At 67.8% G+C, this 26,293-nt stretch carries 31 protein-coding genes; 18 read left to right on the top strand and 13 right to left on the bottom strand.

What is annotated here, in order from left to right; translation table 11 throughout:
- Positions 1-26 precede the first annotated feature (26 nt).
- The 3 genes from DJ018_RS16420 to cutA are packed head-to-tail and all read left to right on the top strand — an operon-like array spanning position 27 to position 2,711.
- On the top strand, positions 27-941 hold the full coding sequence (locus tag DJ018_RS16420) for a peptidylprolyl isomerase (protein ID WP_111516049.1): 915 nt from the start codon (positions 27-29) through the stop codon (positions 939-941).
- A complete protein-coding gene (argJ, locus tag DJ018_RS16415; protein ID WP_165842953.1) occupies positions 938-2,398 on the top strand; it encodes a bifunctional glutamate N-acetyltransferase/amino-acid acetyltransferase ArgJ in 1,461 nt (486 codons plus the stop codon). Before DJ018_RS16420 ends, argJ begins: the two co-directional genes overlap by 4 nt.
- Positions 2,399-2,405: 7 nt before the next feature.
- Positions 2,406-2,711, top strand: coding sequence for a divalent-cation tolerance protein CutA (gene cutA, locus DJ018_RS16410; RefSeq protein WP_111516048.1), 306 nt, complete (start codon positions 2,406-2,408; stop codon positions 2,709-2,711).
- A 37-nt stretch (positions 2,712-2,748) separates the two neighbouring features.
- On the opposite strand, the gene DJ018_RS16405 is transcribed toward cutA, so the two are convergent.
- Entirely contained in the window at positions 2,749-4,194 is a 1,446-nt protein-coding gene (locus tag DJ018_RS16405; protein WP_111516047.1) for a DEAD/DEAH box helicase, read from the bottom strand.
- 331 nt (positions 4,195-4,525) lie between these two features.
- Between DJ018_RS16405 and DJ018_RS16400 the strand changes: the two genes are divergently transcribed.
- From DJ018_RS16400 to DJ018_RS16390, 3 genes are read left to right on the top strand one after another with little or no spacing between them, the layout of a single operon-like run.
- Positions 4,526-4,732: a hypothetical protein gene (locus tag DJ018_RS16400; protein WP_111516046.1), complete on the top strand. Its 207-nt coding sequence runs from the start codon at positions 4,526-4,528 to the stop codon at positions 4,730-4,732.
- 43 nt (positions 4,733-4,775) lie between these two features.
- Entirely contained in the window at positions 4,776-5,195 is a 420-nt protein-coding gene (gene mutT / locus DJ018_RS16395; protein ID WP_111516045.1) for an 8-oxo-dGTP diphosphatase MutT, read from the top strand.
- Positions 5,195-5,611: a secondary thiamine-phosphate synthase enzyme YjbQ gene (locus DJ018_RS16390; RefSeq protein WP_111516044.1), complete on the top strand. Its 417-nt coding sequence runs from the start codon at positions 5,195-5,197 to the stop codon at positions 5,609-5,611. The genes mutT and DJ018_RS16390 overlap by 1 nt, the downstream gene beginning before the upstream one ends.
- Here the strand turns inward: DJ018_RS16390 and DJ018_RS16385 are convergent.
- Both DJ018_RS16385 and DJ018_RS16380 read right to left on the bottom strand, forming a co-directional pair.
- The gene (locus DJ018_RS16385) at positions 5,608-5,829 is read right to left on the bottom strand and encodes a hypothetical protein (RefSeq protein WP_111516043.1); all 222 of its coding nucleotides are present in this window, start codon (positions 5,827-5,829) and stop codon (positions 5,608-5,610) included. The genes DJ018_RS16390 and DJ018_RS16385 overlap by 4 nt on opposite strands.
- Positions 5,830-5,904: 75 nt before the next feature.
- A complete protein-coding gene (locus DJ018_RS16380; protein WP_111516042.1) occupies positions 5,905-6,813 on the bottom strand; it encodes a methyltransferase domain-containing protein in 909 nt (302 codons plus the stop codon).
- Between DJ018_RS16380 and DJ018_RS16375 the strand changes: the two genes are divergently transcribed.
- The 6 genes from DJ018_RS16375 to DJ018_RS16350 all read left to right on the top strand — a co-directional run bounded on the left by DJ018_RS16375 (position 6,812) and on the right by DJ018_RS16350 (position 10,956).
- The gene (locus tag DJ018_RS16375) at positions 6,812-7,594 is read left to right on the top strand and encodes a ComF family protein (protein WP_111516041.1); all 783 of its coding nucleotides are present in this window, start codon (positions 6,812-6,814) and stop codon (positions 7,592-7,594) included. The genes DJ018_RS16380 and DJ018_RS16375 overlap by 2 nt on opposite strands.
- Before the next feature lie 32 nt (positions 7,595-7,626).
- Complete coding sequence (gene grxC, locus DJ018_RS16370) at positions 7,627-7,884, top strand: glutaredoxin 3 (RefSeq protein WP_111516040.1); 258 nt, start codon at positions 7,627-7,629, stop codon at positions 7,882-7,884.
- Between the two features lie 48 nt (positions 7,885-7,932).
- Positions 7,933-8,748: a carbon-nitrogen hydrolase family protein gene (locus DJ018_RS16365; protein WP_111516039.1), complete on the top strand. Its 816-nt coding sequence runs from the start codon at positions 7,933-7,935 to the stop codon at positions 8,746-8,748.
- Complete coding sequence (locus tag DJ018_RS16360) at positions 8,745-9,179, top strand: DUF1178 family protein (RefSeq protein ID WP_111516038.1); 435 nt, start codon at positions 8,745-8,747, stop codon at positions 9,177-9,179. The genes DJ018_RS16365 and DJ018_RS16360 overlap by 4 nt, the downstream gene beginning before the upstream one ends.
- A gap of 64 nt (positions 9,180-9,243) precedes the next feature.
- Entirely contained in the window at positions 9,244-10,653 is a 1,410-nt protein-coding gene (locus DJ018_RS16355) for a M20/M25/M40 family metallo-hydrolase (protein ID WP_111516037.1), read from the top strand.
- A 30-nt stretch (positions 10,654-10,683) separates the two neighbouring features.
- The gene (locus tag DJ018_RS16350) at positions 10,684-10,956 is read left to right on the top strand and encodes a hypothetical protein (protein ID WP_111516036.1); all 273 of its coding nucleotides are present in this window, start codon (positions 10,684-10,686) and stop codon (positions 10,954-10,956) included.
- Between the two features lie 70 nt (positions 10,957-11,026).
- Here the strand turns inward: DJ018_RS16350 and DJ018_RS16345 are convergent, their stop codons facing one another.
- Entirely contained in the window at positions 11,027-12,325 is a 1,299-nt protein-coding gene (locus DJ018_RS16345; protein WP_111516035.1) for an OmpP1/FadL family transporter, read from the bottom strand.
- A gap of 346 nt (positions 12,326-12,671) precedes the next feature.
- Here DJ018_RS16345 and clpB point away from each other — a divergent pair, with 346 nt between their 5' ends.
- On the top strand, positions 12,672-15,248 hold the full coding sequence (gene clpB, locus DJ018_RS16340; protein WP_111516125.1) for an ATP-dependent chaperone ClpB: 2,577 nt from the start codon (positions 12,672-12,674) through the stop codon (positions 15,246-15,248).
- Positions 15,249-15,303: 55 nt separating this feature from the next.
- On the opposite strand, the gene DJ018_RS16335 is transcribed toward clpB, so the two are convergent.
- The 4 genes from DJ018_RS16335 to arfB all read right to left on the bottom strand — a co-directional run bounded on the left by DJ018_RS16335 (position 15,304) and on the right by arfB (position 17,221).
- Positions 15,304-15,735 (bottom strand): hypothetical protein, encoded by a 432-nt coding sequence (locus DJ018_RS16335; RefSeq protein ID WP_111516034.1) that lies wholly within the window; start codon positions 15,733-15,735, stop codon positions 15,304-15,306.
- Between the two features lie 61 nt (positions 15,736-15,796).
- Positions 15,797-16,072 carry a hypothetical protein gene (locus DJ018_RS16330; protein WP_133254320.1) on the bottom strand — a complete coding sequence of 92 codons (276 nt, stop codon included), beginning with the start codon at positions 16,070-16,072 and terminating at the stop codon, positions 15,797-15,799.
- Positions 16,073-16,157: 85 nt separating this feature from the next.
- Entirely contained in the window at positions 16,158-16,697 is a 540-nt protein-coding gene (locus DJ018_RS19020) for a hypothetical protein (protein ID WP_133254319.1), read from the bottom strand.
- 101 nt (positions 16,698-16,798) lie between these two features.
- Positions 16,799-17,221, bottom strand: coding sequence for an alternative ribosome rescue aminoacyl-tRNA hydrolase ArfB (gene arfB, locus DJ018_RS16320; RefSeq protein WP_111516124.1), 423 nt, complete (start codon positions 17,219-17,221; stop codon positions 16,799-16,801).
- Positions 17,222-17,383: 162 nt separating this feature from the next.
- Here arfB and ilvC point away from each other — a divergent pair, with 162 nt between their 5' ends.
- Both ilvC and DJ018_RS16310 read left to right on the top strand, forming a co-directional pair.
- Positions 17,384-18,403 carry a ketol-acid reductoisomerase gene (gene ilvC / locus DJ018_RS16315; protein WP_111516031.1) on the top strand — a complete coding sequence of 340 codons (1,020 nt, stop codon included), beginning with the start codon at positions 17,384-17,386 and terminating at the stop codon, positions 18,401-18,403.
- A gap of 95 nt (positions 18,404-18,498) precedes the next feature.
- Positions 18,499-18,813 (top strand): GNAT family N-acetyltransferase, encoded by a 315-nt coding sequence (locus DJ018_RS16310; RefSeq protein WP_111516030.1) that lies wholly within the window; start codon positions 18,499-18,501, stop codon positions 18,811-18,813.
- On the opposite strand, the gene DJ018_RS16305 is transcribed toward DJ018_RS16310, so the two are convergent.
- Positions 18,810-19,550, bottom strand: coding sequence for a tRNA1(Val) (adenine(37)-N6)-methyltransferase (locus tag DJ018_RS16305; protein WP_111516029.1), 741 nt, complete (start codon positions 19,548-19,550; stop codon positions 18,810-18,812). The genes DJ018_RS16310 and DJ018_RS16305 overlap by 4 nt on opposite strands.
- A 179-nt stretch (positions 19,551-19,729) precedes the next feature.
- On the opposite strand from DJ018_RS16305, the gene DJ018_RS16300 reads away from it, so the two are divergent.
- Both DJ018_RS16300 and DJ018_RS16295 read left to right on the top strand, forming a co-directional pair.
- Positions 19,730-20,698 (top strand): polyprenyl synthetase family protein, encoded by a 969-nt coding sequence (locus tag DJ018_RS16300; RefSeq protein WP_111516123.1) that lies wholly within the window; start codon positions 19,730-19,732, stop codon positions 20,696-20,698.
- A 93-nt stretch (positions 20,699-20,791) separates the two neighbouring features.
- A complete protein-coding gene (locus tag DJ018_RS16295) occupies positions 20,792-21,721 on the top strand; it encodes an iron-containing redox enzyme family protein (RefSeq protein ID WP_111516028.1) in 930 nt (309 codons plus the stop codon).
- 72 nt (positions 21,722-21,793) lie between these two features.
- On the opposite strand, the gene fumC is transcribed toward DJ018_RS16295, so the two are convergent.
- Positions 21,794-23,185 (bottom strand): class II fumarate hydratase, encoded by a 1,392-nt coding sequence (gene fumC, locus DJ018_RS16290; protein WP_111516027.1) that lies wholly within the window; start codon positions 23,183-23,185, stop codon positions 21,794-21,796.
- A gap of 84 nt (positions 23,186-23,269) precedes the next feature.
- Here fumC and DJ018_RS16285 point away from each other — a divergent pair, with 84 nt between their 5' ends.
- Positions 23,270-23,659 (top strand): RusA family crossover junction endodeoxyribonuclease, encoded by a 390-nt coding sequence (locus DJ018_RS16285; RefSeq protein WP_111516026.1) that lies wholly within the window; start codon positions 23,270-23,272, stop codon positions 23,657-23,659.
- A gap of 78 nt (positions 23,660-23,737) precedes the next feature.
- On the opposite strand, the gene sciP is transcribed toward DJ018_RS16285, so the two are convergent.
- The 3 genes from sciP to DJ018_RS16270 form a co-directional block, all read right to left on the bottom strand.
- Positions 23,738-24,025 (bottom strand): CtrA inhibitor SciP, encoded by a 288-nt coding sequence (gene sciP / locus DJ018_RS16280; RefSeq protein ID WP_111516025.1) that lies wholly within the window; start codon positions 24,023-24,025, stop codon positions 23,738-23,740.
- Between the two features lie 167 nt (positions 24,026-24,192).
- Positions 24,193-25,449: a flagellar hook protein FlgE gene (locus DJ018_RS16275; protein WP_111516024.1), complete on the bottom strand. Its 1,257-nt coding sequence runs from the start codon at positions 25,447-25,449 to the stop codon at positions 24,193-24,195.
- A gap of 56 nt (positions 25,450-25,505) precedes the next feature.
- Positions 25,506-26,288, bottom strand: coding sequence for a flagellar hook assembly protein FlgD (locus DJ018_RS16270; protein ID WP_111516023.1), 783 nt, complete (start codon positions 26,286-26,288; stop codon positions 25,506-25,508).
- Between the last annotated feature and the right edge of the window lie 5 nt (positions 26,289-26,293).

Here is a 26,293-nt window from a genome sequence, read left to right as displayed (position 1 = left end):
TCCTGCAGGTTCGGGGATACGAACGCATGGCGACACACAAAGCCTACCTGAGCGCTCTGTTTGTGGCTGGCGCGCTGGCGCTGGCCGGCTGCGGCAAGGCTGGCGTCAACGAGCGCCCGCCCGAGCGCGGGGATCAGGCGGTGGCCCGTGTGGACGGCCGAACGGTCTGGGCCTCTGACGTCAAGCGCGAGGCGGTGGCCCAGGGACTGATCGGCCAGGGCGAGCCGCTGGACCCCTCTTCCGACATGTTCCGCCGCGTGCTGGACGAAGTGGTCGACCAGAAGCTGCTGGCCGCCGAGGCGCTGGAGCGCAAGCTCGACAACGATCCCGCCGCCCAACGCCGCCTAGCGGCGGCGCGCGAGCGCATCCTGGGCGACATCCTGGTGGAAAGCGTGGTGGCCGATGCGGTGAACGACAACGCCATCCGCGGCCTCTACCAGGAGCAGCTGAAGCAGGCGAAGCGGTCGGAGGAGATCCGCGCCCGTCAGATCGTGCTGGCCAGCGCATCCGACGCCGAAGCAGTCAGGCGCCTGCTGGCCGCCGGCGCGGCCTTCGACGCGGTGGCCGCCGAGCGGTCCACGGACGTCGCGAGCCGCTTCAACGGCGGCGATCTCGGCTACTTCACTCTGGATGTGATGCCCGACGCGTACGACGCCGCGCTTAAGGGCGCCAAGGTGGGCGACGTGGTGGGCCCCTTCCAGGTCGAAAGCGGCTGGGTGCTGCTGAAGGTGGAGGATCGCCGGCTGGAGGCGCCGATCAGCCTGGAACAGGCGCGGCCGCAAATCGTCCGCTTCCTGACGTACGATCGGATCCGCGACCTGCTGGAGAAGCTTCGCAGCCGCTCGAAAGTCGAGACGCTGGTGAAAAACGAGTCTACAGCGCCTTCGCCCCCGGCGGATGCGCCCAAAGGGGCGGCTGCCGTGCAAGGGGGGCGTCCATGACCCGCAAGCCAAACAAGTCCGTTTCGGGCCTGAAGCCCACGTCCAAGGGGCGCGAGTCCGCCGCTAAGCCGGTGGAGGTGGTCGGCCAGACGCTGGAGCGCGCCTTCGATCCTCTGACCTCCGCCCTCAAGCGCGCCGCGTTGAAGCGCGCCGACAAGCAGTCGCGGCAGTTCTCTGAAACTGCGTCGACGGACGCGGGCGCGAGCCCGCCTGCCAAGAGCCCGATGCCGATCTCGCCCCTGGCGGTGCCGTTCCCCACCCTTCATCCGGTGAAGGGCGTGACCATGGCGACCGGCCGCGCCGGCTTCTACAAGCACGATCGCGAAGACCTGCTGGTGATGAGCTTCCCCGAAGGGGCGAGCTGCGCCGGCGTCTTCACCCGCAATGCGGTGGGCTCGGCGCCGGTGGACTGGTGCAAGCGGCACCTGGAAGCGACCAAGGGAGAGGGCGTGCGCGCCCTGGTGGTCAACGCCGGCTGCGCGAACGCCTTCACCGGGAAGCCGGGCGCCGACGCCGTGCGCCGCGTGGCCTCCGCGGTCGGCAAGCGGTTCGACTGCCGCCAGCGCGACGTGATGGTGGCCTCCACCGGCGTAATCGGCGTGCTGCTGGACGACACCAAGATCACCCAGCGGCTGCCCGAGGTGGAGCCGCGGCTGACGGAAGACGGCTGGGCCGGCGCCGCCCGCGCCATCATGACCACCGATACCTTCCCCAAAGGCGCCTATGCGGAAGCCCAGGTGGACGGGGTGACGGTGCGCATCGCCGGCATCTGCAAGGGCTCGGGCATGCTCGCGCCCGACATGGCGACCATGCTGGCCTTCGTGGTGACGGATGCGGCCATCTCCCCGACAGCGCTGCAGAACCTTTGCACCCTCTACACCCGCAACACCTTCAACGCGGTGACGGTGGATGGCGACACCTCCACCAATGACACCCTGCTGCTGTTCGCCACCGGCCAGTCCGGCGCGCCGAAGATCAGCCGCGCGGGCGACCGGCGGTTGGCCGACTTCCGCGAGAAGCTGGAAGGCGTGCTGCTGGACCTGGCGCACCAGCTGGTACGGGACGGCGAAGGCGCGACCAAGTTCGTGAAGATCACCGTGACGGGCGCCGAGACCCCGGCCTCGGCCCGCAAGATCGCCCGGTCCATCGCCGACAGCCCGCTGGTGAAGACCGCCTTCGCGGGCGAGGACGCCAACTGGGGCCGGATCCTGATGGCCATCGGCAAGGCGGATGAGCCGATCGACCGCGACTCCATCGGCGTGAAGTTCGGCCCGCACTGGGCTGCGCAGGATGGCTTGATCTCGCCGACCTACGACGAGGCGAAGATGAGCGCCTACATGAAAAACCAGGAGCTGGAGGTGACGGTGGATGTCGGCGTCGGCCGTGCGACGTCCAGCGTTTGGACTTGCGACCTGACCAAGCGCTACGTCGAGATCAACGGGGACTATCGGAGCTGACGGTCCGATGATCGTCGTCCAGACCACCACAGCCACGCTCGAGCAGTCGGAGACCATCGCCGAGGCCCTGCTGGCCGATCGGCTGACCGCCTGCGTGCAGATCACCCCGGTGCGCAGCCGCTATGTCTGGAAAGGCGAGGTGCAGCGGGAGGACGAGCACCTGCTGCTCATCAAGACGCAGAGCGCCCGCTTCGAAGCAGTGCGCGCACGGATCCGCGGCCTGCATCCCTATGAGACGCCGGAGATCATCGCGCTGTCGGTAAGCGAGGGCGATCCGGACTACCTAGCCTGGGTCGCCGAGAGCACCAGCTAGAAAAAAAGCCCCGGCCGTGACCGGGGCTTTCTTGCTCTTAGTGGTTCGACCAGACGCCGCTGCGGGCGGCGCCGCCGGAGCGGTTTTCACCGCCGCGCCTTGGGCCCTTGAAGCCCGGACGACCTCGCGGACGAGCCTGAGCCGGCTTGTCGCCGCCGCGGGCCGGACCGCCTTCGGCGCGATGGCCGGGACCGGCTTCCGAGTGGTTGCGGTTCGGCTTGGCCTTGTGTTCGCCACGGTGCGGCTGCGCCTGACGCTGGCCCTGCGGCTTGCGTTGGCCGCGGGTGTCGGGGCGGTCCGCCTTCACGCCGGTGACTTCCGGCAGGACGGCCGTGGCCGCGCCCAGCTGGCGGTCGTTGCGGCGATCCCAGGACGGAATGCGCTGGCGGGTGACCTTCTCGATGTCCTTCAGCAGGCCGCGCTCGTCGTCGGCGCAGAACGCCACGGCCGAGCCGTCCTTGCCGGCGCGCGCCGTCCGGCCGATCCGGTGGACGTAGGCTTCCGGCACGTTCGGCAGCTCGTACTGCACGACGTGGCTGACCGCGTCGATGTCGATCCCGCGGGCTGCGATGTCGGTGGCCACCAGGGCGCGGACACGGCCGGCCTTGAACTCGGCCAGGGCGCGCTCGCGCTGGCCTTGGCTCTTGTCGCCGTGGATTGAGGCCGCCTCGACGCCCACCTGCTCCAGGCCCTTGGCCACGCGGTCGGCGCCGCGCTTGGTGCGAGTGAAGACGATGACGCGCTGGAAGCTGTTGTCATCGAACAGTTCGGCCAGCAGGGCGCGCTTGCGCTGCTGCTCGACGAACAGGACCTTCTGATTGATCCGCTCCACGGTGGTGGACTCCGGCGTGACGGAGACCTTCAGCGGGTTCGGGTTCAGGATTTCGGAGCCCAGTTTCTCGATCTCCGTCGGCATGGTGGCCGAGAAGAACAGGTTCTGGCGTTGCCGAGGCAGGCGCTTCACGATCTGACGGATCGGAACGATGAAGCCCATGTCCAGCATCTGGTCGGCTTCGTCGAGCACGAAGGTCTCGACGCCTTCCAGGGTGATGGTCTTTTCATTGAGGTGGTCGATCAGACGGCCCGGCGTGGCGACGAGGATGTCGACGCCGTTGGCCATGGCGCGCATCTGGCCGCCGTACTTCACGCCGCCGAACACCACCGCGACGGTGACGCCCATGTGGCGGCCATAGGACTTGAAGCTTTCGCTGATCTGGGTGGCGAGCTCGCGGGTGGGCGAGAGCACCAAAACCCGGCAGCCGCGGCGGACGGGCTGCTTCCGGTTTTCGGCGAGGCGGTGGAGGATGGGGAGGGCGAAGGCGGCGGTCTTGCCGGTGCCGGTCTGAGCGATGCCTTGCAGGTCCCGCCCGCTCATCACGCCCGGGATAGCCTGGGCCTGGATCGGGGTCGGATTGACGTAGCCTTCGTCGGCCAGGGCCTTGAGCAACGGCTTGGCCAGGCCAAGGTCGGTGAATTGGGTCAAAGTGGATCTTTCACGTATGCGCCAAACGTCGCCGCATGACGTCCAGTCTGCGGCGCGGAGCGCGGGGTCGTTTGGGGAGCGCCCCGCGTGACGGGCGATCGATGAGAACTTCTCTGCGCGCTCAACAGGCTGGGTCGAAGGAAGATGACCCCACGCGGCTGGAGCGCCGATAGCGTCGCATTTCAGCGGCGCAGGATGGAGATCGGCGTTCCGGGACGTAAAGTCAACCTAGGACAGGCGAATAGGCGTCTTTGTTGCTGAAATGGCGCATCCGGAGTCTCGCTGACGGCGTTTGATCTATGTGATTAGACCCAGATCCGTTTCCGGAAAGGTGCTGGCGAGCCTCGCGGCTTTCGCTATCGCCTTCCTGCTCGCCACGTTCGGCTTTGTGCTGGGCGTGGAGAGCGCGAGCCCGACGTTCCGGCCGAGCGCGGCTGCGCCGGATGTGCTTGTCCTGGTGGCCGCGGCCTTGATGCTGGCCGGCCTCGCCTTCCTCGGCGTCGCCCTGGTGCAGGCCGCCCGCAAACCGCACGACTAGAGCTGGAGGTTGCGTTTTGCGGCCGGGTGGGGAAGGTCCCCGCATGACCGCATCCGCTCCTGGAAAACGCCTGCTGCTTGTGGCCGCCGCCGCTCTCGTCGACTCCGATGGGCGGGTGCTGATCTGTCAGCGCCCCGAGGGCAAGCAGCTCGCCGGTCTGTGGGAATTCCCTGGCGGCAAGGTCGAGACGGGCGAGACGCCGGAAGCGTGCCTCATCCGCGAACTGCAGGAAGAACTCGGGATCAAGGTATCCCACGCTTGCCTGGCGCCGTTCGTCTTCGCCAGCCACGAATACGAGGACTTCCACCTGCTGATGCCGGTCTATCTGGTGCGGCGCTGGGAAGGGCAGGTGACCGCCCAGGAGCACAAGGCGCTGGCTTGGGTGAAGCCTGTCAAGCTCGGTGACTATCCGATGCCGCCGGCGGACGCGCCCCTGGTGGCTTGGCTGCGCGACCTGATCTGATGCGGCAGGCGGCCAGGACACTCACCCTCGCCACGGCCGGTCAGGGGCTCTTTGAGTTCACGCGGGAGGTGAAGGCGTTCGTGGCCGAACAGGCGATGACCACCGGCCTGCTGACCCTGTTCTGTCGCCACACATCGGCGTCGCTGCTGATCCAGGAAAACGCCGACCCGGACGTGCGGCGGGACCTGGAGGACTTCTTCGCCAGCCTTGCGCCCGAAAGCGCCGCCTATCGTCATCAGGACGAGGGGCCGGACGACCTGCCGGCCCATCTACGAAGCGCGCTGACGCAGGTGCAGCTGTCCATTCCGCTGGTGGGCGGGCGTCTGGCGCTCGGCACGTGGCAGGGCGTCTACCTGTTCGAACACCGCACGCGACCGCATCGCCGGGAAGTGGCGCTGCACCTGCTGGGCGATTAGCCGCCGCCAGGCTGGGCGCCGTCCTGCCCCGCGCCGGACTGGTCGCGGAAGGCTTCCTGCACCTCGTCTTCGGTGATGCGCTCAGAGGCGCCGTCGGCGCTCAGCTCGCCGGTGTCATCGCCTAGAACCGGCTGGCCGGGATCTGCCTTGTAGGCGGGCGTGTCCTTGCCGTGGTTCGGGTCATTGTCCTGGAACGAGCGGTTTTCGTTATCGGCCATGGGCTATCTCCTGTCCCCCGACAGGCCAACCATTCACCCGCCGCGGTGTTCCGGCCCCATCAACAGCGCGTGTACCTAGTCGCCGCCCGGCAGCTTGTGCTCCACCACGCCCAGAGCGTCGGCGAGCCGCATCTTGGCGGAGCCCGGGCGCAGGGGCTTCTGCTGGCTCTCGTGCGGCGCCCAGCCCGTCAGGGTGATGATCTCGAAGGTGGCCGGCACCCGTCCGTCCGGTCCGCCGAACCTTTGAGCGTAGATCTCGCTGGTCCGCGCCAGCAGGGTGCGGGTCAGGGCGCGCGGATGGCGGTCGAAGAGGACGCTCGTCTCACCCATCTGGCGCAGGTCGGCCATCAGGCGCAGCGGATGCTCGTAGGTGACGGTGACTCGGTCGATGTCCGACACCGGCAGCGCAAAGCCGGCGCGGCCGGGCAGACCCGACGCATCCGAAAGGTCCGCGAAGGGTGAGATGCGCGATCCCGCGCCGCCCAGGATCTCGCTTTCGGCAGCCACCAGAGACTGGCGAAGCTCCGTCAAAGTCGAGCCTCCCAGGAAGCTGCCGATGAATAGGCCGTCGGGCTTCAGGGCGCGGCGGACTTGGATCAGCGCGCCCACGACGTCGTTTGTCCAGTGAAGACCAAGCGTCGACACCACCAGGTCCAGGCTGGCGTCACGGAAGGGCAGCTGCTCCTCGTCCACGACGACCCGCGGTCCCGACCGGTTGGCCAGCATCCGCGGGGAGAAGTCCGCCTCGATCAGGCAGCCCACACGCGGCCCTGCGTCGCTCTGGGCCAGCGCCTCGCGAAAGGCGCCCGCGCGGGAGGACAGCTCGACGGCCAAGCTGAAGTCCCGCATGATCGGCTCCAGGCGCTCGGCGATGTCGCTGGCCGTCCGCCGGTGCAGGAAGTCCGCCGCGCCGAAGCCGGGCGCCGCGCGGTCGAGACGCTTGCGGTGCAAGGGGCGGTCGAAGAGGCGGGGGATCTCGGACATGGGCGCGGAAGATGGCCTCTTGCGCACGACTTTGAAACCGGGGCCGCGTGCAAAAGCTCTATGGCGCGGCGCGCTGGACATGATCTTCCCGCCAAGGTCCATCGACGGCGGGCCCGTGCTGGCGGGCGGTCTGTCGGCCGAAGCTTGGAGCCGGATCCACTTCCTGGACGGTCCCGTGTGCGACGGGTGCGGTGCGCCGTTCGAATTCGACCAAGGTCCCGGCGTGCGCTGCGCGGGCTGCATGGCCCGGCCCCGCGCGTTCGACGCAGCGCGGGCGGCGTGCCTCTATGACGAGACGTCCCGTGAGCCGATCCTGAAGCTGAAGCACGCAGACCGGCTGGACCTGGCGCCGCTGCTGGCCCGCTGGATCTCCCGTTCGGCCAGCGAGCTGCTGGAGCAGGCCGACGCGATCGCGCCGGTGCCTCTACATCCGGGCCGCCTGCTGCGCCGGCGCTTCAATCAGGCGGCGGAGATCGCCCGGCCGCTGTCCAGACTGTCGGGCGTGCCCTATTTGCCGGACGCCCTGGTGCGGCGTCGGGCCACCGACACCCAGGGCGGGAAGTCGGGCTCAGGGCGCCGGCGCAACGTGGCGGGCGCATTCGAGACGCCGGCTGGGCGGCGTCATCTGGTGGCGGACCGGCGCATCCTGCTGGTCGATGACGTGATGACCACCGGCGCCACTCTGGAAGGCTGTGCGCGGGCGTTGAAGCAGGCGGGCGCATCGCGTGTGGACGTGGCGGTGGTCGCCCGGGTTAAAGAAGCGGCCGGACTCACCATATGAAGCTTTCGCGTCCGGTCTTCGTTTAGAGCGCCATGGCCCAAGTCACCATCTACACCAAGCCCTACTGCCCCTACTGCGTGCGCGCGCTGTCGCTGCTGGAACAGAAGGGCGTGCCCTTCACCGAGATCGAGGCTGCTTTCGATCCGGACAAGAAGGCCGAAATGGTCCAGCGCTCCGGCCGCATGACCTTTCCGCAGATCTTCATCGGCGAGCAGCACATTGGCGGCTGCGACGACATGATGGCGCTGGAACGGGCCGGCAAGCTCGATCCGCTGCTGAACGCCGCCTGAGGCTTCGGCGGTCGCAGAGCGGGCGACCAATCCCTATATGCTGACCTCATGAAGGTCGGCCTGATCCAGACGCGCACGCCCGCCACGCCGCAGGCGGCTCTCTCGCATGTCCTGCCGCTGGTCCGCGAGGCGGCGGGGCAGGGCGCACGCCTGATCGTCACGCCCGAGGGCACGAACGTCCTGCAGCGTGACCGGTCCGTGCTGTGGCCGATGCTCCGGGCGCTTGAAGATGATCCTGTCGTGCGGGGGCTGCGTGAGGCCGCGTGCGAGTTGGGCGTCTGGATCCTGATCGGCTCGGCCCTGGTGCTGCGGGCGGACGGCAAGGCGGCCAACCGGGCGGCCTTGATCAGCCCTGATGGCGCGCTCATCGCCACCTACGACAAGATGCACATGTTCGACGTGGACCTGCCGACCGGGCAGAGGATCCGCGAGAGCGAAGCCTACGAGCCTGGCGATCGCGCGGTGGTGGTCCAGGCCGGCGACCTGAAGCTGGGTCTTTCCATCTGCTATGACCTCAGGTTCCCCGCGCTGTTCCGGGCGTTGGCGGCGGCCGGGGCTCAGGTGCTGACCGTTCCTTCAGCGTTCACCCGCCCGACTGGCGAGGCGCATTGGGAGGTGCTGCTGCGGGCCCGCGCCATCGAGACCGGCAGCTTCGTCCTGGCCCCCGCCCAAGGTGGAGAGCACGAGGACGGCCGCGCCACGTGGGGGCGCTCGATGATCGTCGGACCATGGGGCCAAGTGGTCGGCCATCTTGACCATGACGAGCCGGGCGTGCTTGTGGCCGCGCTTGACCTGGAAGACGTCGCCAAGGCGCGCCAGGCGATCCCGGCGCTGAAGAACGCGCGTGAATTCCAACTCCCATGATCCGATACGCGCTGACCTGTGATCACGCCCATGAGTTCGAAGGCTGGTTCGGCTCCTCCGGCGACTACGACGACCAGCTGGCCCGTGGTCTGCTGGAGTGCCCGGTTTGCGCCTCCAAGGCGGTTCGCAAACAGATCATGGCGCCGGCGGTTTCCGGCACAAAGAAAACGGCTCGCGTCGAGGCGCCTGAGGGCCAGACGCAGGCCATGATGATGGAAGCCTTGAGCCAGGTCCGGGCCTACGTCGAAGAGAACTTCGACGACGTGGGGGACGCCTTCGCAAGGGAGGCTCGCGCCATCCACGAGGGGCGGTCGGAGCAGCGCGGCATCTACGGCCAGGCGAGCCAAAAGGACGTGCGCGAGCTGGTGCAGGACGGCATCCCCGTGGCCCCCATGCCGCCTGAGGCGCCGAAAAAGACCGACGTGAACTGAGCCCGGCTTGCGCGGCCCGCACGTCGGCTCCTACCGTGGCTTTGAAGTTCGGGGGAGCTCGCCGATGATCCACAAACTGGCCGCCGCCGCGGCCGTGGCCCTGTTCGCAACGTCAGCCGCCGCCCAGCAGGCCGTTCCGAACTATCCGGGGCAGGCGCAGTTCCGGGCGCTCTATCAGGAGCTGGTGGAGACCAACACGACCCTGTCCTCCGGCTCGTGCACCGAAGCGGCGCAGAAGATGGCGGCGCGTCTCAAGGCGGGCGGCTATGGGGAGGGCGACATCCAGATCCTTGCGCCCGCCGAGCGGCCCAAGGACGGCGCCCTTATCGCCGTCCTGCGCGGCTCCGACTCCCGGCTGAAGCCCTTGCTGCTGCTGGCCCACGTGGACGTGGTGGAGGCCAAGCGCGAAGACTGGGTGCGCGATCCGTTCAAGCTGGTGGAGGAAGACGGCTACTTCTACGCCCGCGGGGCTAGCGACGACAAAGCCATGGCCGCGGCCTTTACCGACGCCATGATCCGCTACAAGTCGGAGGGCTTTCGGCCCAAGCGCACCATCAAGCTGGCGCTGACCTGTGGCGAGGAGACGCCGGACACTTTCAATGGCGTCAGCTGGCTGCTGGCCCACCATCCTGGCGCCCTGGACGCCGCCTTCGCGCTGAACGAGGGCGCCGGCGGGCGGCTGATGGGCGACAAGCGGGTCTACCTGGGCATCCAAGCGGGGGAGAAAGTCTATCAGGACTTCACCCTCGAGACGACGAACCCCGGCGGCCATTCCTCGCGGCCGGTGAAGGACAACGCCATCTACCGGCTGTCGGCCGCGCTTTCCCGCATCGGGACCTATGACTTCCCCGTGGCGCTGAACGAAGCCACGCGCCTGCACTTCGAGCGGATGAGCACCATCCTCGGCGGCGAGACCGGCGCGGCCATGAAGGCGGCGCTCGCCACGCCGACCCCGGCCGAAGCCGTCGCAAGCATCAGCCGTGACGCAGGTTACAACTCCATGATGCGCACCACCTGCGTGGCCACCATGGTGGACGCAGGCCATGCGCCCAACGCCCTGCCGCAGCGGGCGGCGGCCAACGTCAACTGCCGGATCCTGCCGGACGAAAGCGTCGAAGGCACGCTCCAGCGGCTGACCGAAGTCGTCGCCGACCCCGGCGTGAAGATCACCCTCGGCGGCGCAAAGAGCCCTGTGTCCAGGCCGCCGCCGCTGAGCCGCGACATTCTCGGGCCCGCCGAGCAGACGGCCGCGGAGCTGTGGCCCGGCGTGCCGCTGGTCCCCGCCATGGCCACAGGCGCAACCGATGGACGGTTTCTGCTCGCCGCCGGCATTCCGACCTATGGCCTGTCGGGCATGTTCAGCGAGCCGGACGGCAGCGGGGTGCACGGACTGAACGAGCGCATTCGCGTCCGATCGCTCTATGAAGGGCGCGAGTTCCTCTACCGGGTGGTGAAGCGCTACGCCGCCCGCTGAACGGCGGTCCAGGACGTGCGTTAGCGGTCCATGTCGATCCGCTACCGTGCCGACGAGATCAAGCGCTACAGCCTGGAGTTCTACGGGCCGGGCGGAGCCGAGGACCTGTTCTGGAAGGTCGACTCCGACGATCCATTCACGCCCATGAATCGGGGCGATCGCGTGCTGCCCATGGATGCGCCGGGCGCCCGCCCCGACGTGGTGCACGAGATTACCGACATCGAGCACCTGATCTGGACCGCCGGCGAGAAGGTCCGCTACGTGACCCGCATCTACACACGGCCCGCCACGCCCATCGGCTGAAACGAAAAGCGCCGCCTGAAGCGAACCCAGGCGGCGCTCTCGTGGCTGACCTCCCCGGAGGAAGCTCGGCTTAGAAGCTGGTGCGCAGGCCCAGCGACATCACATAGCCGGTGCCTTGCACCTCGCCACGCAGACGCGTGGTCGTGGCCGCGGCCGTGCCGCCGTAGAAGGTGGTGTCGTGGTGGATCTCGGAGTCCTTGAAGTTGATCACCGTGAACGCGGCGTCGACGCTCAAGCGGTCATTGACCTTGCCCGTGGCGCCCACCGAATAGAGGTAGCGGTCGCCGTCCGGCACGCGTGCGGTGCGCTCTTCGTCCCGGGTCGGGGTCGGGTCGTACTGCACGCCGGCGCGCAGGGTGACGCGGTCGTTGACGGCGTAGTCCACGCCCACGCCGCCCGAGGTCACGTCCTTGTAGTTCTGGGCCAGGGCCTGGGTCTGGACGCCCGCGGGCGTCTCCTGGTTGACCGTGATGGCGTCGAACTCGCCCCAGCCGATGCGCTGGACCTGGGCGTTCAGGGTCAGCTTGTCGTTGAGGGCATAGCGCAGGCCGGCGGTGGCGATCCACGGGGTGGTGAAGCTGGCTTGGCCGTAGAAGTCGCCGTTCACGCCGGCGAGCGGGCCCACCAGGCCGCCCACGATCACGCGGCCGTCTAGCTCATGCTCGATAGCCGAACGGTAGCTCGCGCCGAGGGTCAGGCGGTCGAAGTGCGCCTGGGCGCCGGCCGACCAACCCCAGTCGAGGCCTTCGCCGCTGAGCTGGGAGACGCCCGACGGAAGCAGCGGCGACAGGTTCGGGTAGGCGGTCGAAAGCTTCGCGTCGACGTACTGGCCGTCCACCGACACGCCCAGGTCCAGCCAGTCGGTGACACGCATGGCGCCGGTCAGCTGCACGTCGCCGCTGGTCAGACGCGACTCCAGTGCGTCAAACCGGGTCCAGGCGGTGTTGCGGTATTCGGTGGTGAAGTTGAACGGCGCGGCCACCGATAGGCCGACGGCGAAGCGGTCGCCCACCGGCAGGGCGACGGCGAAGTTGGGGGCCACGCCGTCGTTGATCGGGTTGAAGGCGCGCGGCTCGCCGCTGACCGGCAGGGTCACGCCGCCCGGATAGGTGATGGTCGAGCCGGTGTTGGTCACGTCGGCGTCGACGAAGATGGCATGGGCGCCCACGTAGGCCTCGCGACCGCTGCGGGCGATAGAGGCCGGGTTCCACCACAGCGACGCGACCCCCTGGTCCGCGACTTCGCCCGAAAAGGCGCGGCCGGCGCCGCGGGCGGACTGCTCCTGCAGGTAGAAACCGCCGGCTTGAGCTTGGGACGCAATGGTCAGCACCGCCGCGGAGGCGGCTGCGAAAGCCACAACTTTTTTCATGCTACTTACTCTCCCTGGGTCCTCGGGGGAGGAGACCCGATCGCCGCGCAGAACCCCGGAAACAGTCCTCGGTTGCGACAGCTTGGCGCTTATTTCGGGAGGTGTGGCGCCTCGGTCAACGCGGCTTCACCATTAAGAAACGGCGTTTTCAAACAACCGTTGGTCTCTCATCGCGTCTTTTAGCTGATCAATGATCAGCTTAGGCCCGCAACCGCACCGGGTGGCGCTGATGAGGCAAAGTCGGCCACCGGCTCTTGTGTGCCATTTGGGTCACACTACATCGGGTGAGGCTGGGGTTGTGCTTGATCAAGGCGACCTCGGCCAATCCGCCTCCAGAGGGGACCTGATGAACATCGACATCTACACCGACCGCGCCAAACAGGCGGTCCAATCTGCGCAGAGCCTGGCGCTCGCCCGGCGCCACCAGCAGTTCGCGCCCGAGCACCTCTTGAAGGTTCTGCTCGAGGAAAAGGATGGCTTGTCTCGTGCGCTGATCCAGAGCGCCGGCGGCAGGCCGGACGAAGCCGACCAGGCGGTGGACGCTGCGCTCGGCAAGCTGCCAAAGGTCGAGGGCGGCTCGGGCCAGCTCTACATGAAGCCGGAAGCGGCCCGCGTGTTCGCCGACGCCGAGCAGGGCGCCAAGGACGCCGGCGACGCCTTCGTCACCACCGAACGGCTGCTGATCGCCATCGCCAAGGAAGGCGGCGAGGCTGCCAAGGCGCTGAAAAGCGCTGGCGTCACCACTGCGGCGCTGGAAGACGCGGCGCAGGCGATCCGCAAGGGCAAGACCGCCGACAGCGCCTCGGCCGAAGAAGGCTACGACGCGCTGAAACGCTACGCCCGCGACCTCACCCAGGCGGCGAAAGACGGCAAGCTCGACCCGGTGATCGGCCGGGACGAAGAAATCCGCCGCACCATCCAGGTGCTGAGCCGCCGGACCAAGAACAACCCAGTGCTGATCGGCGAGCCCGGCGTCGGCAAGACGGCTATCGTCGAGGGCCTGGCCCTGCGCATCATCAACGGCGACGTGCCCGAGAGCCTCAAGGACAAGAAGCTCCTGGCGCTCGACATGGGCTCCCTGATCGCCGGCGCGAAATACCGCGGGGAATTCGAGGAGCGGCTGAAGGCGGTGCTGAATGAGGTGACCGCGGCCGAGGGCTCGATCATCCTGTTCATTGACGAGATGCATACCCTGGTGGGCGCCGGGAAGTCGGACGGGGCGATGGACGCCTCGAACCTGCTGAAGCCGGCGCTGGCGCGGGGCGAGCTGCACTGCGTGGGCGCCACCACGCTCGACGAGTATCGCAAGCATGTGGAGAAGGACGCCGCCCTCGCGCGTCGCTTCCAGCCGGTGTTCGTGCAGGAGCCGACGGTGGAGGACACCATCTCCATCCTGCGCGGCCTGAAGGAGAAGTACGAGGTGCACCATGGCGTGCGCATCTCCGACAGCGCCATCGTGGCCGCCGCGACCCTCTCGAACCGCTACATCGCGGACCGTTTCTTGCCGGACAAGGCGATCGACCTTGTGGACGAGGCGGCCAGCCGCGTGCGCATGGCTGTGGACTCCAAGCCCGAAGAGCTGGACGAGATCGACCGCCGCATCGTGCAGCTGAAGATCGAGCGCGAGGCCCTTTCCAAGGAAAGCGATCCCGCGTCCAAGGCGCGCCTTGAAAAGCTCGAGGACGAGCTGGACGATCTGGAAGGTCAGTCCGCCGAGATGACTGCCCGTTGGCGGGCCGAAAAGGAGAAGGTCTCCTCGTCGGCTCAGACCCGCGAGGCGCTGGACCGCCTGCGCGCGGAGCTGGTGAACGCCCAGCGGCGCGGCGACCTGCAGCGCGCGTCCGAGATCGCCTATGGCGAGATCCCGCCGCTGGAGAAGCGGCTCGCCGAAGCCGAGGCCGGTGAAAAGGACGCCAGCCCCGAGGTCGTGGACGCCGAGCAGATCGCGGCCGTGGTGTCCCGTTGGACCGGCCTTCCGGTCGAGAAGATGCTGGAAGGCGAGCGCGAAAAGCTGCTGCAGATGGAAGACAGCCTGCGTCAGCGGGTGGTCGGCCAGGAAGAAGCCCTGGTCGCCGTCTCCGATGCGGTGCGGCGCGCCCGCGCCGGCCTTAAGGACCCGAACCGGCCCATCGGCTCGTTCCTGTTCCTGGGGCCCACCGGCGTCGGCAAAACCGAGCTGACCAAGGCGCTGGCCGAGTTCCTGTTCGACGACGAGAGCGCCGTGACCCGCCTCGACATGAGCGAGTACATGGAGAAGCACTCGGTCAGCCGGATGATCGGCGCGCCTCCCGGCTACGTCGGCTATGACGAAGGCGGGGCGCTAACCGAAAGCGTTCGGCGCCGGCCCTATCAGGTCGTGCTGTTCGACGAGGTCGAGAAGGCGCACCCGGACGTCTTCAACGTGCTGCTGCAGGTGCTGGACGACGGTCGCCTGACCGGTGGCCAGGGCCGCACGGTCGACTTCCGCAACACCCTGATCATCATGACCTCCAACATGGGGGCGGAGTATCTGGCGAACCTTGCGGACGGCGATGACGTGGAGACCGCGCGGCCGATGGTGATGGACGCGGTGCGCCGCCACTTCCGGCCCGAGTTCCTCAACCGGATCGACGAGATCATCCTGTTCAAGCGGCTGGGTCGTGCGGACATGGACAACATCGTCACAATCCAGCTGAAGCGGGTGGAGAAGCTGCTCGCCGACCGGCGCATGACCTTGAGCCTGGACGATGCCGCCCTCCACTGGCTGGCGGAGCGCGGCTATGACCCGGTTTATGGCGCCCGGCCGCTGAAGCGGGTCATCCAGAAGGAGCTTGTCGACCCCATCGCCCGCAAGCTGCTGGCGGGCGAACTGGAGGACGGGCAGGTGATCGACGTCGGCTCGGCGGGCGACGGTCTCGCTATCGCCAGGGCCAAGGTCCACTAAGGCCAGCTGAGAAGAACGAGACGCCCGCCAGGTCCGCCCGGCGGGCGTTTTCGCATCAGGTGGGCCAACATTCCCGGCGCGTGACCTGGCCCCGGTAATAAGGATCGTAGCTGCGGCGCAGCTTGCATTTGATCCGACGGCCGTCGGGTCCGATCATGCCGTTCGGGTCGGGACCATAGCGGTCGTGAGGGACCCCGCTCCAGCCATAGCCAGACCCGTAGCCCGGATCGCCCAGAAGGGCGCCCAACACGGCGCCGGCGGCGCCGGCGATCGAGCTGTCGCCCGGGTAGCCGTCATAGCCGTTGTAGTAAGGGCGGCCGGGCACATAACGGCCGTAGGGATCATACGCCCGCGGGGGATCGTACCTGTAACCGTAGCCGCCGGGGCCGGTGTAGTAGCCGTAGGGCTGAGCCTCAGCCGCGCCGAGGGCCGATAGGGCGCCGGCGGCGACAAGGGCGGCCATTGCGGCGCTCGCCATCTTGCGCATCGAACTCTCCGTTCGGCATCCCGCGGCAGGGAAGGCGTAACGGGCCGCCCGGTTCCAAACCTCAGAGTTCGCAGCGGCGCGTCACGCCGGGACGCACCTGGATCCGGTCCGTTCGCCAGTTGTAGTTCGGGTAAGTCGCCAGGCAGTCGGAGATGCGGCGCGCGCGCTCCGAGTAGCCGTGGCCGCTTTCGACGTAGGCGGCGGGCTGGGCGAACCGCTCGGCCGAGACCGCCACCGGACGGCGCTGTTCGGGCTTCTTTTCGGATTGAGCCAGGGCGGACGTGGATGCGGCGGTCAGAGCCGTCAAGGCCAGGGTCACGCAAACGATCGGGCGCATGTCGAAGGTCTCCACCGGAGCGGCGTTCCCGCGCTCCTCTCGCGGAGGAAACCCTCGGATTCCCGGCTGGTTGCTGCAGCCGAGCTTAGAGCTCGACGTTCGCCACGCGCCCGTTGCGGACCACCACGCGGCGCATGAGCGCCATGGTCTGGCCTGAATGGGCGACCGGCCGGGCGGTGGTGATCACGTACCACGCGCCATCGGGCACGCCGGTGAAGCTGAAGCGATCGGTGCTGTCGCAGGTCGCCCGGCGCACGAAGGCCGAGTAGTCGTCCGAGGGCCCCGCGGGCGTGCGCGCCCGAACGGCTTCCACCGGCTGGGCCGCCCGTTCAGGAGACTGGTAAAGCATGATCATGCGCTGGCGGGTCCAGGGCGTCTCCGGGGTCAGTACGACGCTGGCTCCTGAGCAGCCGAAACGGACCTGGCCTTGTCGATAGGTGACCTGCCCGACCACCCCGCCGCGACCCGTCCCGGAGGACCAGGCGAAATCATCAGCCCGGAACGCGCCGCCCGATGCGGGGGGCGGCGGACCCATGCGGCCGCCCGGCGGCGGCGGTCCCATAGTCGGGGCGCAGGCGGCCACGGCGGCGGAAACGGCGACGACGGAGAGTAGGGCGCGGGACATGGACCTCACCATAGGCATGGGGCGGCGGCTGGGCCAGAGCATGCCCCAATACCGGGCAATGGGGCGAGCGTGTGGCGTGGCCGACTTTTGTCTTAACACGTCTAATCGAGCTTGGGTTTGCCCCGCATGGCCTTGACCCCCGAACGCTTCGACTTGCCATCCAGCCGTCGCAGCTTCGAGGCGTAGGTCGGCTTCGTCTTCTTGCGCGGCGGCGGCGGCGGCTTTGCCGCCTCGCGGATCAGGTCCACCAGACGTTCGATGGCTTCCTGGCGGTTCATCTCCTGGGAGCGCGAGCCTTGTGCGACCAGAACCAGCACGCCGTCCTGCGTCAGCCGGCTGCCGGCCAGGCGATAAAGGCGCGCACGCACCGGCTCGGGCAGGGCAGGCGAGGCGCGAACGTCGAACCGCAGCTCCACCGCCGTGGACGTCTTGTTGACGTGCTGTCCGCCAGGGCCGGATGCACGCACCGCCTTCGACTGGATCTCGTCGTCCTGCAGCTGGATCTGGGGCGTGACCTCGATCATGCCGGCCAAATGCCACGTTCCGGCGCAGGTTGCGACGCCGCAGCAGGCGATGCAGCGCACGGCTTCCCTTGACCTTTTGGCAAAAAACCGCTGGAAAGCCCCCGCTTTGCTGCACCGCCGTTGCGCGGACTCAGCGCTTCTAACCTGTTCAGGAGAACAATCATGCGCGTCTACTACGACCGCGACGCTGACATTTCCCGCATCCTGGACAAGAAGATCGCGATTGTAGGCTACGGCTCGCAAGGTCGCGCGCACGCGCTGAACCTTACCGATTCCGGCGCCAAGAACGTCGTGGTGGCCCTGCGTCCCGGCTCGCCGACCGCCAAGAAGGTCGAGGCCGACGGCCTGAAGGTCATGAGCGTGGCGGAAGCCGCCGCCTGGGCCGACGCCGTCATGGTGCTGGCGCCCGACGAGCTGCAGCGCGGCATCTACAATTCCGAGATCGCCCCGAACATCCGTGACGGCGCGGCCCTGCTGTTCGCTCACGGCCTGAATGTGCACTTCAACCTGATCGAGCCCAAGGACACCATCGACGTGCTGATGGTTGCGCCGAAGGGCCCGGGCCACACCGTGCGCGGCGAATACCAGAAGGGCGGCGGCGTCCCCTGCCTGATCGCGATCCACAAGGACGCGACCGGCGGCGCCATGGACCTCGGCCTGGCCTACGCCTCCGCCATCGGCGGCGGCCGGTCGGGCATCATCGAGACCACCTTCCAGGAAGAGTGCGAAACCGACCTGTTCGGCGAACAGGCCGTGCTCTGCGGCGGCCTGGTGGAGCTGATCCGCGCCGGCTTCGAGACCCTGGTGGAAGCCGGCTACGCGCCGGAGATGGCCTACTTCGAGTGCCTCCATGAGGTGAAGCTCATCGTGGACCTGATCTACGAAGGCGGCATCGCCAACATGAACTACTCGATCTCCAACACGGCCGAGTACGGCGAGTACGTTACCGGCCCGCGGATCGTCACGCCTGAGACCAAGGCCGAGATGAAGCGCGTGCTGGAAGACATCCAGTCCGGCCGCTTCGTCCGCGACTTCATGCAGGAGAACGCCGTCGGCGCCCCGTCCTTCAAGGCGACCCGCCGCCGGGGTTCCGAGCACCAGATCGAGGAAGTGGGCCAGCGCCTGCGCGCCATGATGCCCTGGATCACCAAGAACAAGCTGGTGGACCAAGCGCGCAACTAAGCCGTCGTCCGACAGCTCGAAAGCGAAGGCCCGGGTTCACGCCCGGGCCTTTTTCGTGGCTAGGATGCCGGCGGTCAGAACAAGAGAGTCGTCCCATGTCCGAGAGCCTGTCGGTTCACCAGAATGAAGGCGCGATGCGCTTCGAAGTCGTGTTGGGCGGCGAGACTGCCTACGCCGAATACCGGCTGCGGGACGACGTGGTGATCCTGCCGCACACCGTGGTGCCCGAGGCGTTCGAGGGACGGGGCGTCGGCAGCAAGCTCGCCCGCGCGGCTCTGGACTGGGCGCGCGAGCAGGGGCTGAAGGTGATCCCCAGCTGCCCCTTCATCAGCGCCTACGTCGCCAAGCATCCCGAGTATCACGACCTGGTCGACGACAGCTATCGCGAGCAGCTCGGCCTGGAGCGCTAGAGCCAGGGCAAGGCGGCCTCACCGCGCAGAATGGCCTCGGCTTCTGCGCTGTGCTTGCCGCCGGCACGGTCGTGCATGACGAGTGGCGGCAGCAGCCGCAAAGGCGCCCTGCCGGTCTTTATGGCGCGCACGATCACCCGCTTGGCAGGCTGGTCGGCGAAGGGATGCACCGGCCGAATCTGAAAGGATCCCGCTTTGGGCGCCAGCAGCGCCAGGATGTCGGCCAGCCTGTCGGCTCTGTGGATCAGGGTAATGGCGCCGCCTTCCCGCACGGCCTTGGACAGGAACGCCGTCCAGGCGCCCAGCCCATCGTCAGCCATCCACGCGCCCTGCTTCGCAAGCGCAGGCGCGCGCAGGGCGGCAGGGTCGTCGAAGAACGGCGGGTTGGACATCGCCGCGTCGAAGGGCGCCAGACCAAGACTGCGGAAGCCGCTGGCGACGTCGCCCTCAAGGATCTCCACGCGATCAGCCAGTTCGTTGAGGCTGGCGTTCTCGCGCGCCAAGGCGGCGGCCGATGCGCTGCGTTCCACGCCCGTGAAGCAGGCGCCCGGTCGGCGAACGGCGGCGGCCAGCAGCGCGCCGCCCGCGCCGCAGCCGGCCTCCAGCACACGCATTCCGGGTCCCGAGTCGCAGGCTGCCGCCAGGAGCGCGGCGTCCAGGCCGGCGCGATAGCCGCCGACGGGCTGGCGCAGGCGCACCCTGCCGTCCAGAACGCGGTCTTCGGTGATCTCGTCCATTCCCGCCGGGCTTGGTTTGTGGTTGAACGCCTGCGCGCTGCGGTCGCTTGACCGACCCCTAGCCCGTCACCATTGTCCGCCGCAATGTCGCCGCCCCCTTGCGGCCTCATCGCCGCCAGGAGAGCCGAAGCCGCGTGGACGCCGCCCGCACCGCCATCGCCGAGAAAGAGCCGCCGTCGTTGGACGGTCTGATCGCGCTTGCGGCCCCCGACATGGCGCGTGTCGACGGCCTGATCCGGGAACACATGGACAGCCCAGTGCCGGTGATCCCGGCCCTGGCGGACCACCTGATCGCCGGCTCGGCCAAGCGTCTGCGCCCGTTGCTCACCGTGGCGGCCGCCCGCCTGGCCGGCGGGCGCGACGACGCGTGCCTGAAGCTCGCCGCGGCCGTGGAGTTCATCCACACCGCGACCCTGCTGCACGACGACGTGGTGGACTCCTCCCAGCTGCGGCGCGGCCGGGTGGCCGCCCACCTGATCTGGGGCGCGCCCTCCAGCGTGCTCGTCGGCGACTTCCTGTTCGCGCGCGCCTTCGAGCTGATGGTGGCCGCCGGCTCCATGCCGGCCCTGGAAATCCTGGCCCGGGCCAGCCGCGTAATCGCGGAAGGCGAGGTCCTGCAGCTGACCCGCTCGCACGACATGCACCTGTCGCAGGAGCTCTATCTCGAGATCATCAGGGCCAAGACCGCCGAGCTGTTCGCCGCCGCCGCCGAGGCCGGCGCGATCTCGGCCGGCGCTTCGCCCGATCGGTGCCGGGCCCTTCGCCAGTACGGGCAAGATCTAGGCGTGGCCTTCCAGCTTGTGGACGACGCTCTCGACTATTCGGGCGAAGCCGGCACGCTGGGCAAGAACGCCGGTGACGACTTCCGCGAGGGCAAGGCGACCCTGCCGTTGCTGCTGGCTATCCAGCGCACCGGGGCTGCCGAGCGCAGCTTCTGGGACCGCACGGTGGATCGGCGCGAGCAGGACGAGGCCGACTTCGACCGTGTCCGCGACCTGATGCGCCAGACGGGCGCTCTCCAGTCCACGCTCGATCTCGCCTCTGACTACGCCGCCAGCGCCAAGGCGGCGCTGCAGGCTTTCGGGCCCAGCCCCTGGCGCGGGCCGCTCGAGGATCTGGCCGATTTCGCGGTGATCCGGCGCTCCTGACGCGACTTGGAACGCGCTCCAGCGCCTACGCTTTCAGCGCTGCGCTAGGAACCTGCACCGGTTTTGTGCGCTCCTTGGCGACAAGGAGCACCCATGACTTCAGGGCTGAAACTCGCGCGCCTTGGCGCGTTCACGACCGAATTCCCTGACGCCGAGGCCCTGCACAAGGGGTTGGCGCACTGGAACCACCGTCGTCTGTCGCCCGCCACGCCGTACGCGCAATGGCGGGCCGAGCTGGACGAAGACTGCCGCATGCTGCGCGTCGAGGGCGCCTTCGTGGAAGCCTTCCGCAAGGTGGTCGCGCCCATGGTTGCGGAAGTCCCGAGCGATCCCGACGGCTTCATCGCCTGGTTCGAGGGGCTGAAGGACAACGGCCCCGGCCAGTGGGACCCGCTGTTCGCCTGGCTGGAGAACGAGGCCACCCTCGACCAACTGAAGTGGTTCCTCACCCAGGAAGCGGCGGGCGAGGCGGGCTTTGACGACCTTGTGGCCTACACCCAGGTGAAGCTGCCGGCCCGCCCGAAGCTCGAGTTGGCCCGCAACTATTGGGACGAGATGGGCCGCGGCCACATGGGCGGCATGCACGGGCCGATGCTGGACCGCACGGTCCAGGGCCTGGGCCTGACGCCGTCCATCGACGAAACCTGCTGGGAAGCCCTGGCCCTGGCCAACACCCTGACGGCCTTCGCCACCACCCGCCGCTACGTCTACCACTCCATCGGCGCCCTGGGCGCGGTGGAGCTGACCGCGCCGACCCGCGTGGGCGCCGTGGCCGAGGGCCTGAAGCGCCTGGGCTGCCCGCCGGAGCAGCGCAAGTACTTCCAGCTGCACGCCCACCTGGACGTGGAGCATTCCAAGGCCTGGAACGCCGAGGCGCTGATCCCGCTGGTTACCGAGACGCCGGAATGCGCGCGCTTCATCGCGGAAGGCGCCCTGATGCGCCTGATCTGCGGCGAGCAGTGCTTCGAGACCTATCGCGCCCACCTCTGGGCCGACTCCGCCGTCGCCTACGCGGCGGAGTAGAAGCGCGGACCAACGAAGAAGGGCCCGGAGTTTCCTCCGGGCCCTTTGTCGTATCTGCAGGCCTGCGCACGCTTAGCCCGGGCTGAGCATGTTCTCGGGACGCACGATGGCGTCGAACTCGTCGTTGGTGACATAGCCGCCGCCGACCGCTTCCTCGCGAAGCGTGGTGCCGTTCTTGTGCGCCGTCTTGGCGATCTTGGCGGCGTTGTCGTAGCCGATCTTCGGCGCGAGGGCGGTGACCAGCATCAGCGAACGCTCGAGGTTCGCCTTGATGTTGTCTTCCCGCGCCTCGATGCCCGCCACCATGTTGTCGGTGAAGGAGATCGCCGCGTCGGACAGCAGGCGCGCCGACTGCAGGAAGTTGTAGGCCATCACCGGGTTGAAGACGTTCAGCTCGAAGTGGCCCTGGCTGCCGGCGACCGTGATGGCGGTCTGGTTGCCCATGATGTGGGCGCAGACCATGGTCAGGGCTTCGGCCTGCGTCGGGTTTACCTTGCCGGGCATGATCGAGGAGCCCGGCTCGTTCTCCGGCAGGGCCAGCTCGCCCAGGCCCGAACGCGGCCCCGAACCTAGGAAGCGGATGTCGTTGGCGATCTTGAACAGGGCCGCGGCGGCTGAGTTCAACGCGCCATGGCTGAACACCATGGCGTCGTGCGCCGCCAGGGCTTCGAACTTGTTGGGCGCGGTGATGAACGGCAGGTGGGTGATCAGGGCGATCTTCTCGGCCACCTTCTCGGCGAAGCCGACCGGCGCGTTGAGGCCGGTGCCCACGGCGGTGCCGCCCTGGGCCAGCTCATAAAGGCCGTAGAGGCTTTCCTTGATGCGCCGCACCGACATGGCGACCTGGTGCGAGTAGCCGCTGAACTCCTGGCCCAGGGTCACCGGCGTGGCGTCCTGGGTGTGGGTGCGCCCGATCTTGATGATGTGGGCGAACTGCTGGGTCTTCTTGTTCAGCGCTGCGTGCAGGTGCTCCAGCGCCGGCATCACGTGGCGCGCCACCTGCTCGGCGCAGGCGATGTGCATGGCCGTCGGATAGGTGTCGTTGGACGACTGGCTCATGTTGACGTGGTCGTTCGGGTGGATCGGCTTCTTGGAGCCCATCTCGCCGCCCAGCATCTCGATCGCCCGGTTCGAGATGACCTCGTTGGCGTTCATGTTCGACTGGGTGCCCGAACCTGTCTGCCAGACCACCAGCGGGAAGTGGTCGTCCAGCTTGCCGTCGATCACCTCCTGGGCGGCGGCGACGATCGCCGCGCCGATGGTGGGGTCAAGCCGGCCGAGCTCGACGTTCGCTTCGGCGGCGGCGCGCTTGACGATGCCCAGGGCGCGGATCACCGGCTGCGGCTGGCGCTCCCAGCCGATCTTGAAGTTCTGGATGCTGCGCTGGGTCTGGGCGCCCCAGTACCGGTCGGCGGGAACCTCGATGGGGCCGAAAGTGTCGGTCTCGGTGCGCGTCGCAGTCATGAGCAACCTTCTCCAGCTAAGTGCCGGGCCGGTTTAGCGAGACGGCGCGAGACTGCAAGGCGCATCGCCGCTAAACGCCTGACGATGAGCGACGGCTGGACCCAGCACGGCAAGGTGCGCGCCCGCGAGAACGACGGCTCCCTGATTGTGGAGGTCGACGGGCTCACCACCCAGTCCAAGTACTACAAGCCGCTGATCTACGAGTTCTTCCGCAAGGTGTGGCGCGGCTCGCGCCCGGCCTGGGGCGAGTTCGCCGTCGAGATCCGCATGGAGTACATCGGCGATCCGCCGTGGCTCGACCTCGACAACCTGGCCAAGGCGATCCTCGACGCCATCAAGGGCTACGCCTTCCATGACGACGCCCAGGTCGCCCGCCTGCTCGTGGAGCGCGCCCCCGGTGATCGCGAGCGGATCATCGTCACGGTGAACCGGCTGCCCGGCGCCGGCTTTGCGGGGCGGCCCTCCCATCCCTGACGCAAAAAGAAACCGGCCGCGCCCTGGAGGGTTGGCGCGGCCGGTGTTCGTAGTAACCCTCGGGGGAGGGCGGAGGTCTTAGCGGTACTGTTGGATCCGGGTCGTGCGCAGGCCGGCCATGCCGTGGCTGTCGATCGACTTCTGCCACGCGCCGAACTCCTCCGCGGTCAACGAGTAGCGCGCCAGCGCGTCGTCGAGCGAGAGCAGGCCGCCGCGAACAGCGGCGACGACTTCCGCCTTGCGACGGATGACCCAGCGGCCGGTGTTGGCCGGCGGCAGATCCTTCAGAGTGAGCGGAGCGCCCGTCGGGCCGATGACGTACGCTTCGCCCCGGCTGTTGGTGCGCGTCTGCTGTTGTTGCAACATGGCTTTACGCCTTTCCCACCATCACTGTTGATGGGGACGATAAGCCGCGGCTCCTAACAGCCGCTGAATCGCGATAGTAAAGAAACAGCTAACCATCTGCTCCCCCGTGTACGAAAACGATACAAGTCTTAACGGGCGGGAAGCTTAGACTTCTCACCCGTTAATCATCACCGCTTCATGTTGATGAGTTCTTCCAACATCTGATCGGCGGTGGTGATGATCTTCGAGGAAGCTGAGTAAGCTTTCTGGGTGGTGATCAGGCCGGTGAATTCGGCCGAGAGGTCCACCGTCGAAGCTTCCAGGCTTGAAGGAGAGATCAAGCCAGCGCCTGCGCCGGGGCGCTTGATCACCATCTCGCCGCTGGGAATCGTCGGCGTGTAGGCGTTGCCGCTGACAGCCTTCAATCCATCGGGGTTGGGGAAGGTGGCCAAGCCGATCCGAGCGATCTGCCGCACTTCGCTGTTGTCAAAGGTGACCGAGACGATCCCGTCATCGCTCACCTGCACGCCGTTGACCTGACCGGGCCCAGTCCCGTCCTGCGAGATAACGTCCACGGTGGAGTCTGATGGTCTCTGGGTGAGGTTTCGCAGGTCGAAATGCACGTCTTGCGGCTGTAGGCCGAGTGCGGCGTCCCACTGGATCTGGAAATCCTGCAGCCCCGCCGCCGTCGCGGTTAGATCGATGTTGCCGTCCCCATCAAAGACCACGGCGCCCGCGGCGATCGGATTGACCGTGACGTCCGAGGCGGGGATAGCCCGGATTTCCGCAGTCCAGTCGTTCGCACCGTTCGCGGTCAGCTGAAGGCTCAGGGTGTGCGAACCGCCCGAACTGTCGATGATCTGCATCTCGATCGGGGGCACCGTGCCGATGGGTGTGCTCAGGGCTGCGCGCTTGTCGATATTGGCCGTGATGCCGATGTTTCTGGTGCCGGCGACCGCAGTGCCGAGCGAGCGGACGTTGATCGGCTCAAGCTTGGACAGATCCGACGGGCTGAAGTCGAAGGTGCCGTCAGGCAGCATCGGCCAGCCCTGGAGGTAGAGTTTGGCATCGTTCACGAGATAGCCATCGGCATCAACGCTGAACGAGCCAGAGCGGGTGTAGAGCCGCTGGTCGTTAGGCGTGAGGCCGGTCGGCTTGGCCGTCGTGATGAAGAAGCCGTCGCCAGCGATCGCCAGGTCGGTGTTGGAGTTGGCGGTCTGCACCAGGCCCTGTTGGCCGATGTAGTGCCGGACCACGCCCTGCACGCCGCCCGCCGAGTAACGGCCAGCGACGGCTTGCGACGTCACGACGTTGGCGAAGTTCACCTGGGCGCGCTTGTAGGCGACCGTGTTCACGTTCGCGATGTTGTCCGAGATGGCGGCGAGGGCGGAGGAGTTGGTGATCAGCCCCGAGACGCCCGCGGCCATGGCCGAGTTGATGCTCATCTTGTCGTTCCGTTCTCTCTGTTAGCGGCTCGCATCCTGCGAGCGCTCGGCGGGCCTTAGGCCTGCGCCGGAGGCGACGTTTCGTCGTCTGGGTTGTTGGGGTCGGTGGTCGGATCCGTGGTGGATCCGCCTCCGGCGGTTTCGGTCGGCGGCGTGGTCGTGCCGCCGGTGTTGGTGGTCGGCGTGGTGATGGTGGTGACCTTGGTCCACTCCACCTTGCCGCCGTTGATGGTCAGCAGCGTTTGGCCGCCGCTCTGCTCGACGCCGGAGACGACGCCGCGCACATAGGTTGTGGTTCCCACGGTCTTGCCGTCGGAACCCTTGGCCGTGATCCGCAGGGTGTATTGCCCCTCGTTCGCGTTGGAGCCTTCGGCCGTCTTGCCGTCCCAGGTGAAGTTGTGTTCGCCCGCGGTCTTGCCGGCGCCTGAGCGGGCCGCCACGACGTTGCCTTTGGAGTCCAGGATCTCGAGCTTCACGTCCTTGGCTTCGGCATCGAGCTTGTAGGTCCAGGTGGCCTTGCCTCCCGACAGCGCCGTGGTGTCGGTGACCGCCTTCACGTCCTTGCCGATCAGGCTGACGGCCGCCTGGATGCCGGTCGCGGTGTTGCTGACCAACTGCTTCAGCAGGTCGTTGGTCTGCAGCTGCTGCTCCACGCCGGTCATCTGGACGACTTGTTGCGTGAACTGGTTGGAATCCATCGGCGAGAGCGGGTCTTGGTTCTTCATCTGCGTGGTCAGCAGGGTGAGGAACATCTCGAAGTTCTCGGCCAGCCGCGTACGGCTGGCGTTGTTCGTCGTCGCGGTGGTCTGCCCGGTGTTGGTGACGTCTGTGACAGCCATGGTTG

Source organism: Phenylobacterium deserti, from assembly GCF_003254705.1.
GTDB classification, from domain to species: domain Bacteria; phylum Pseudomonadota; class Alphaproteobacteria; order Caulobacterales; family Caulobacteraceae; genus Phenylobacterium; species Phenylobacterium deserti.
The sequence above is the reverse complement of the archived record's forward strand: the minus strand, read 5'-3'. Positions and strand labels throughout refer to the sequence as shown.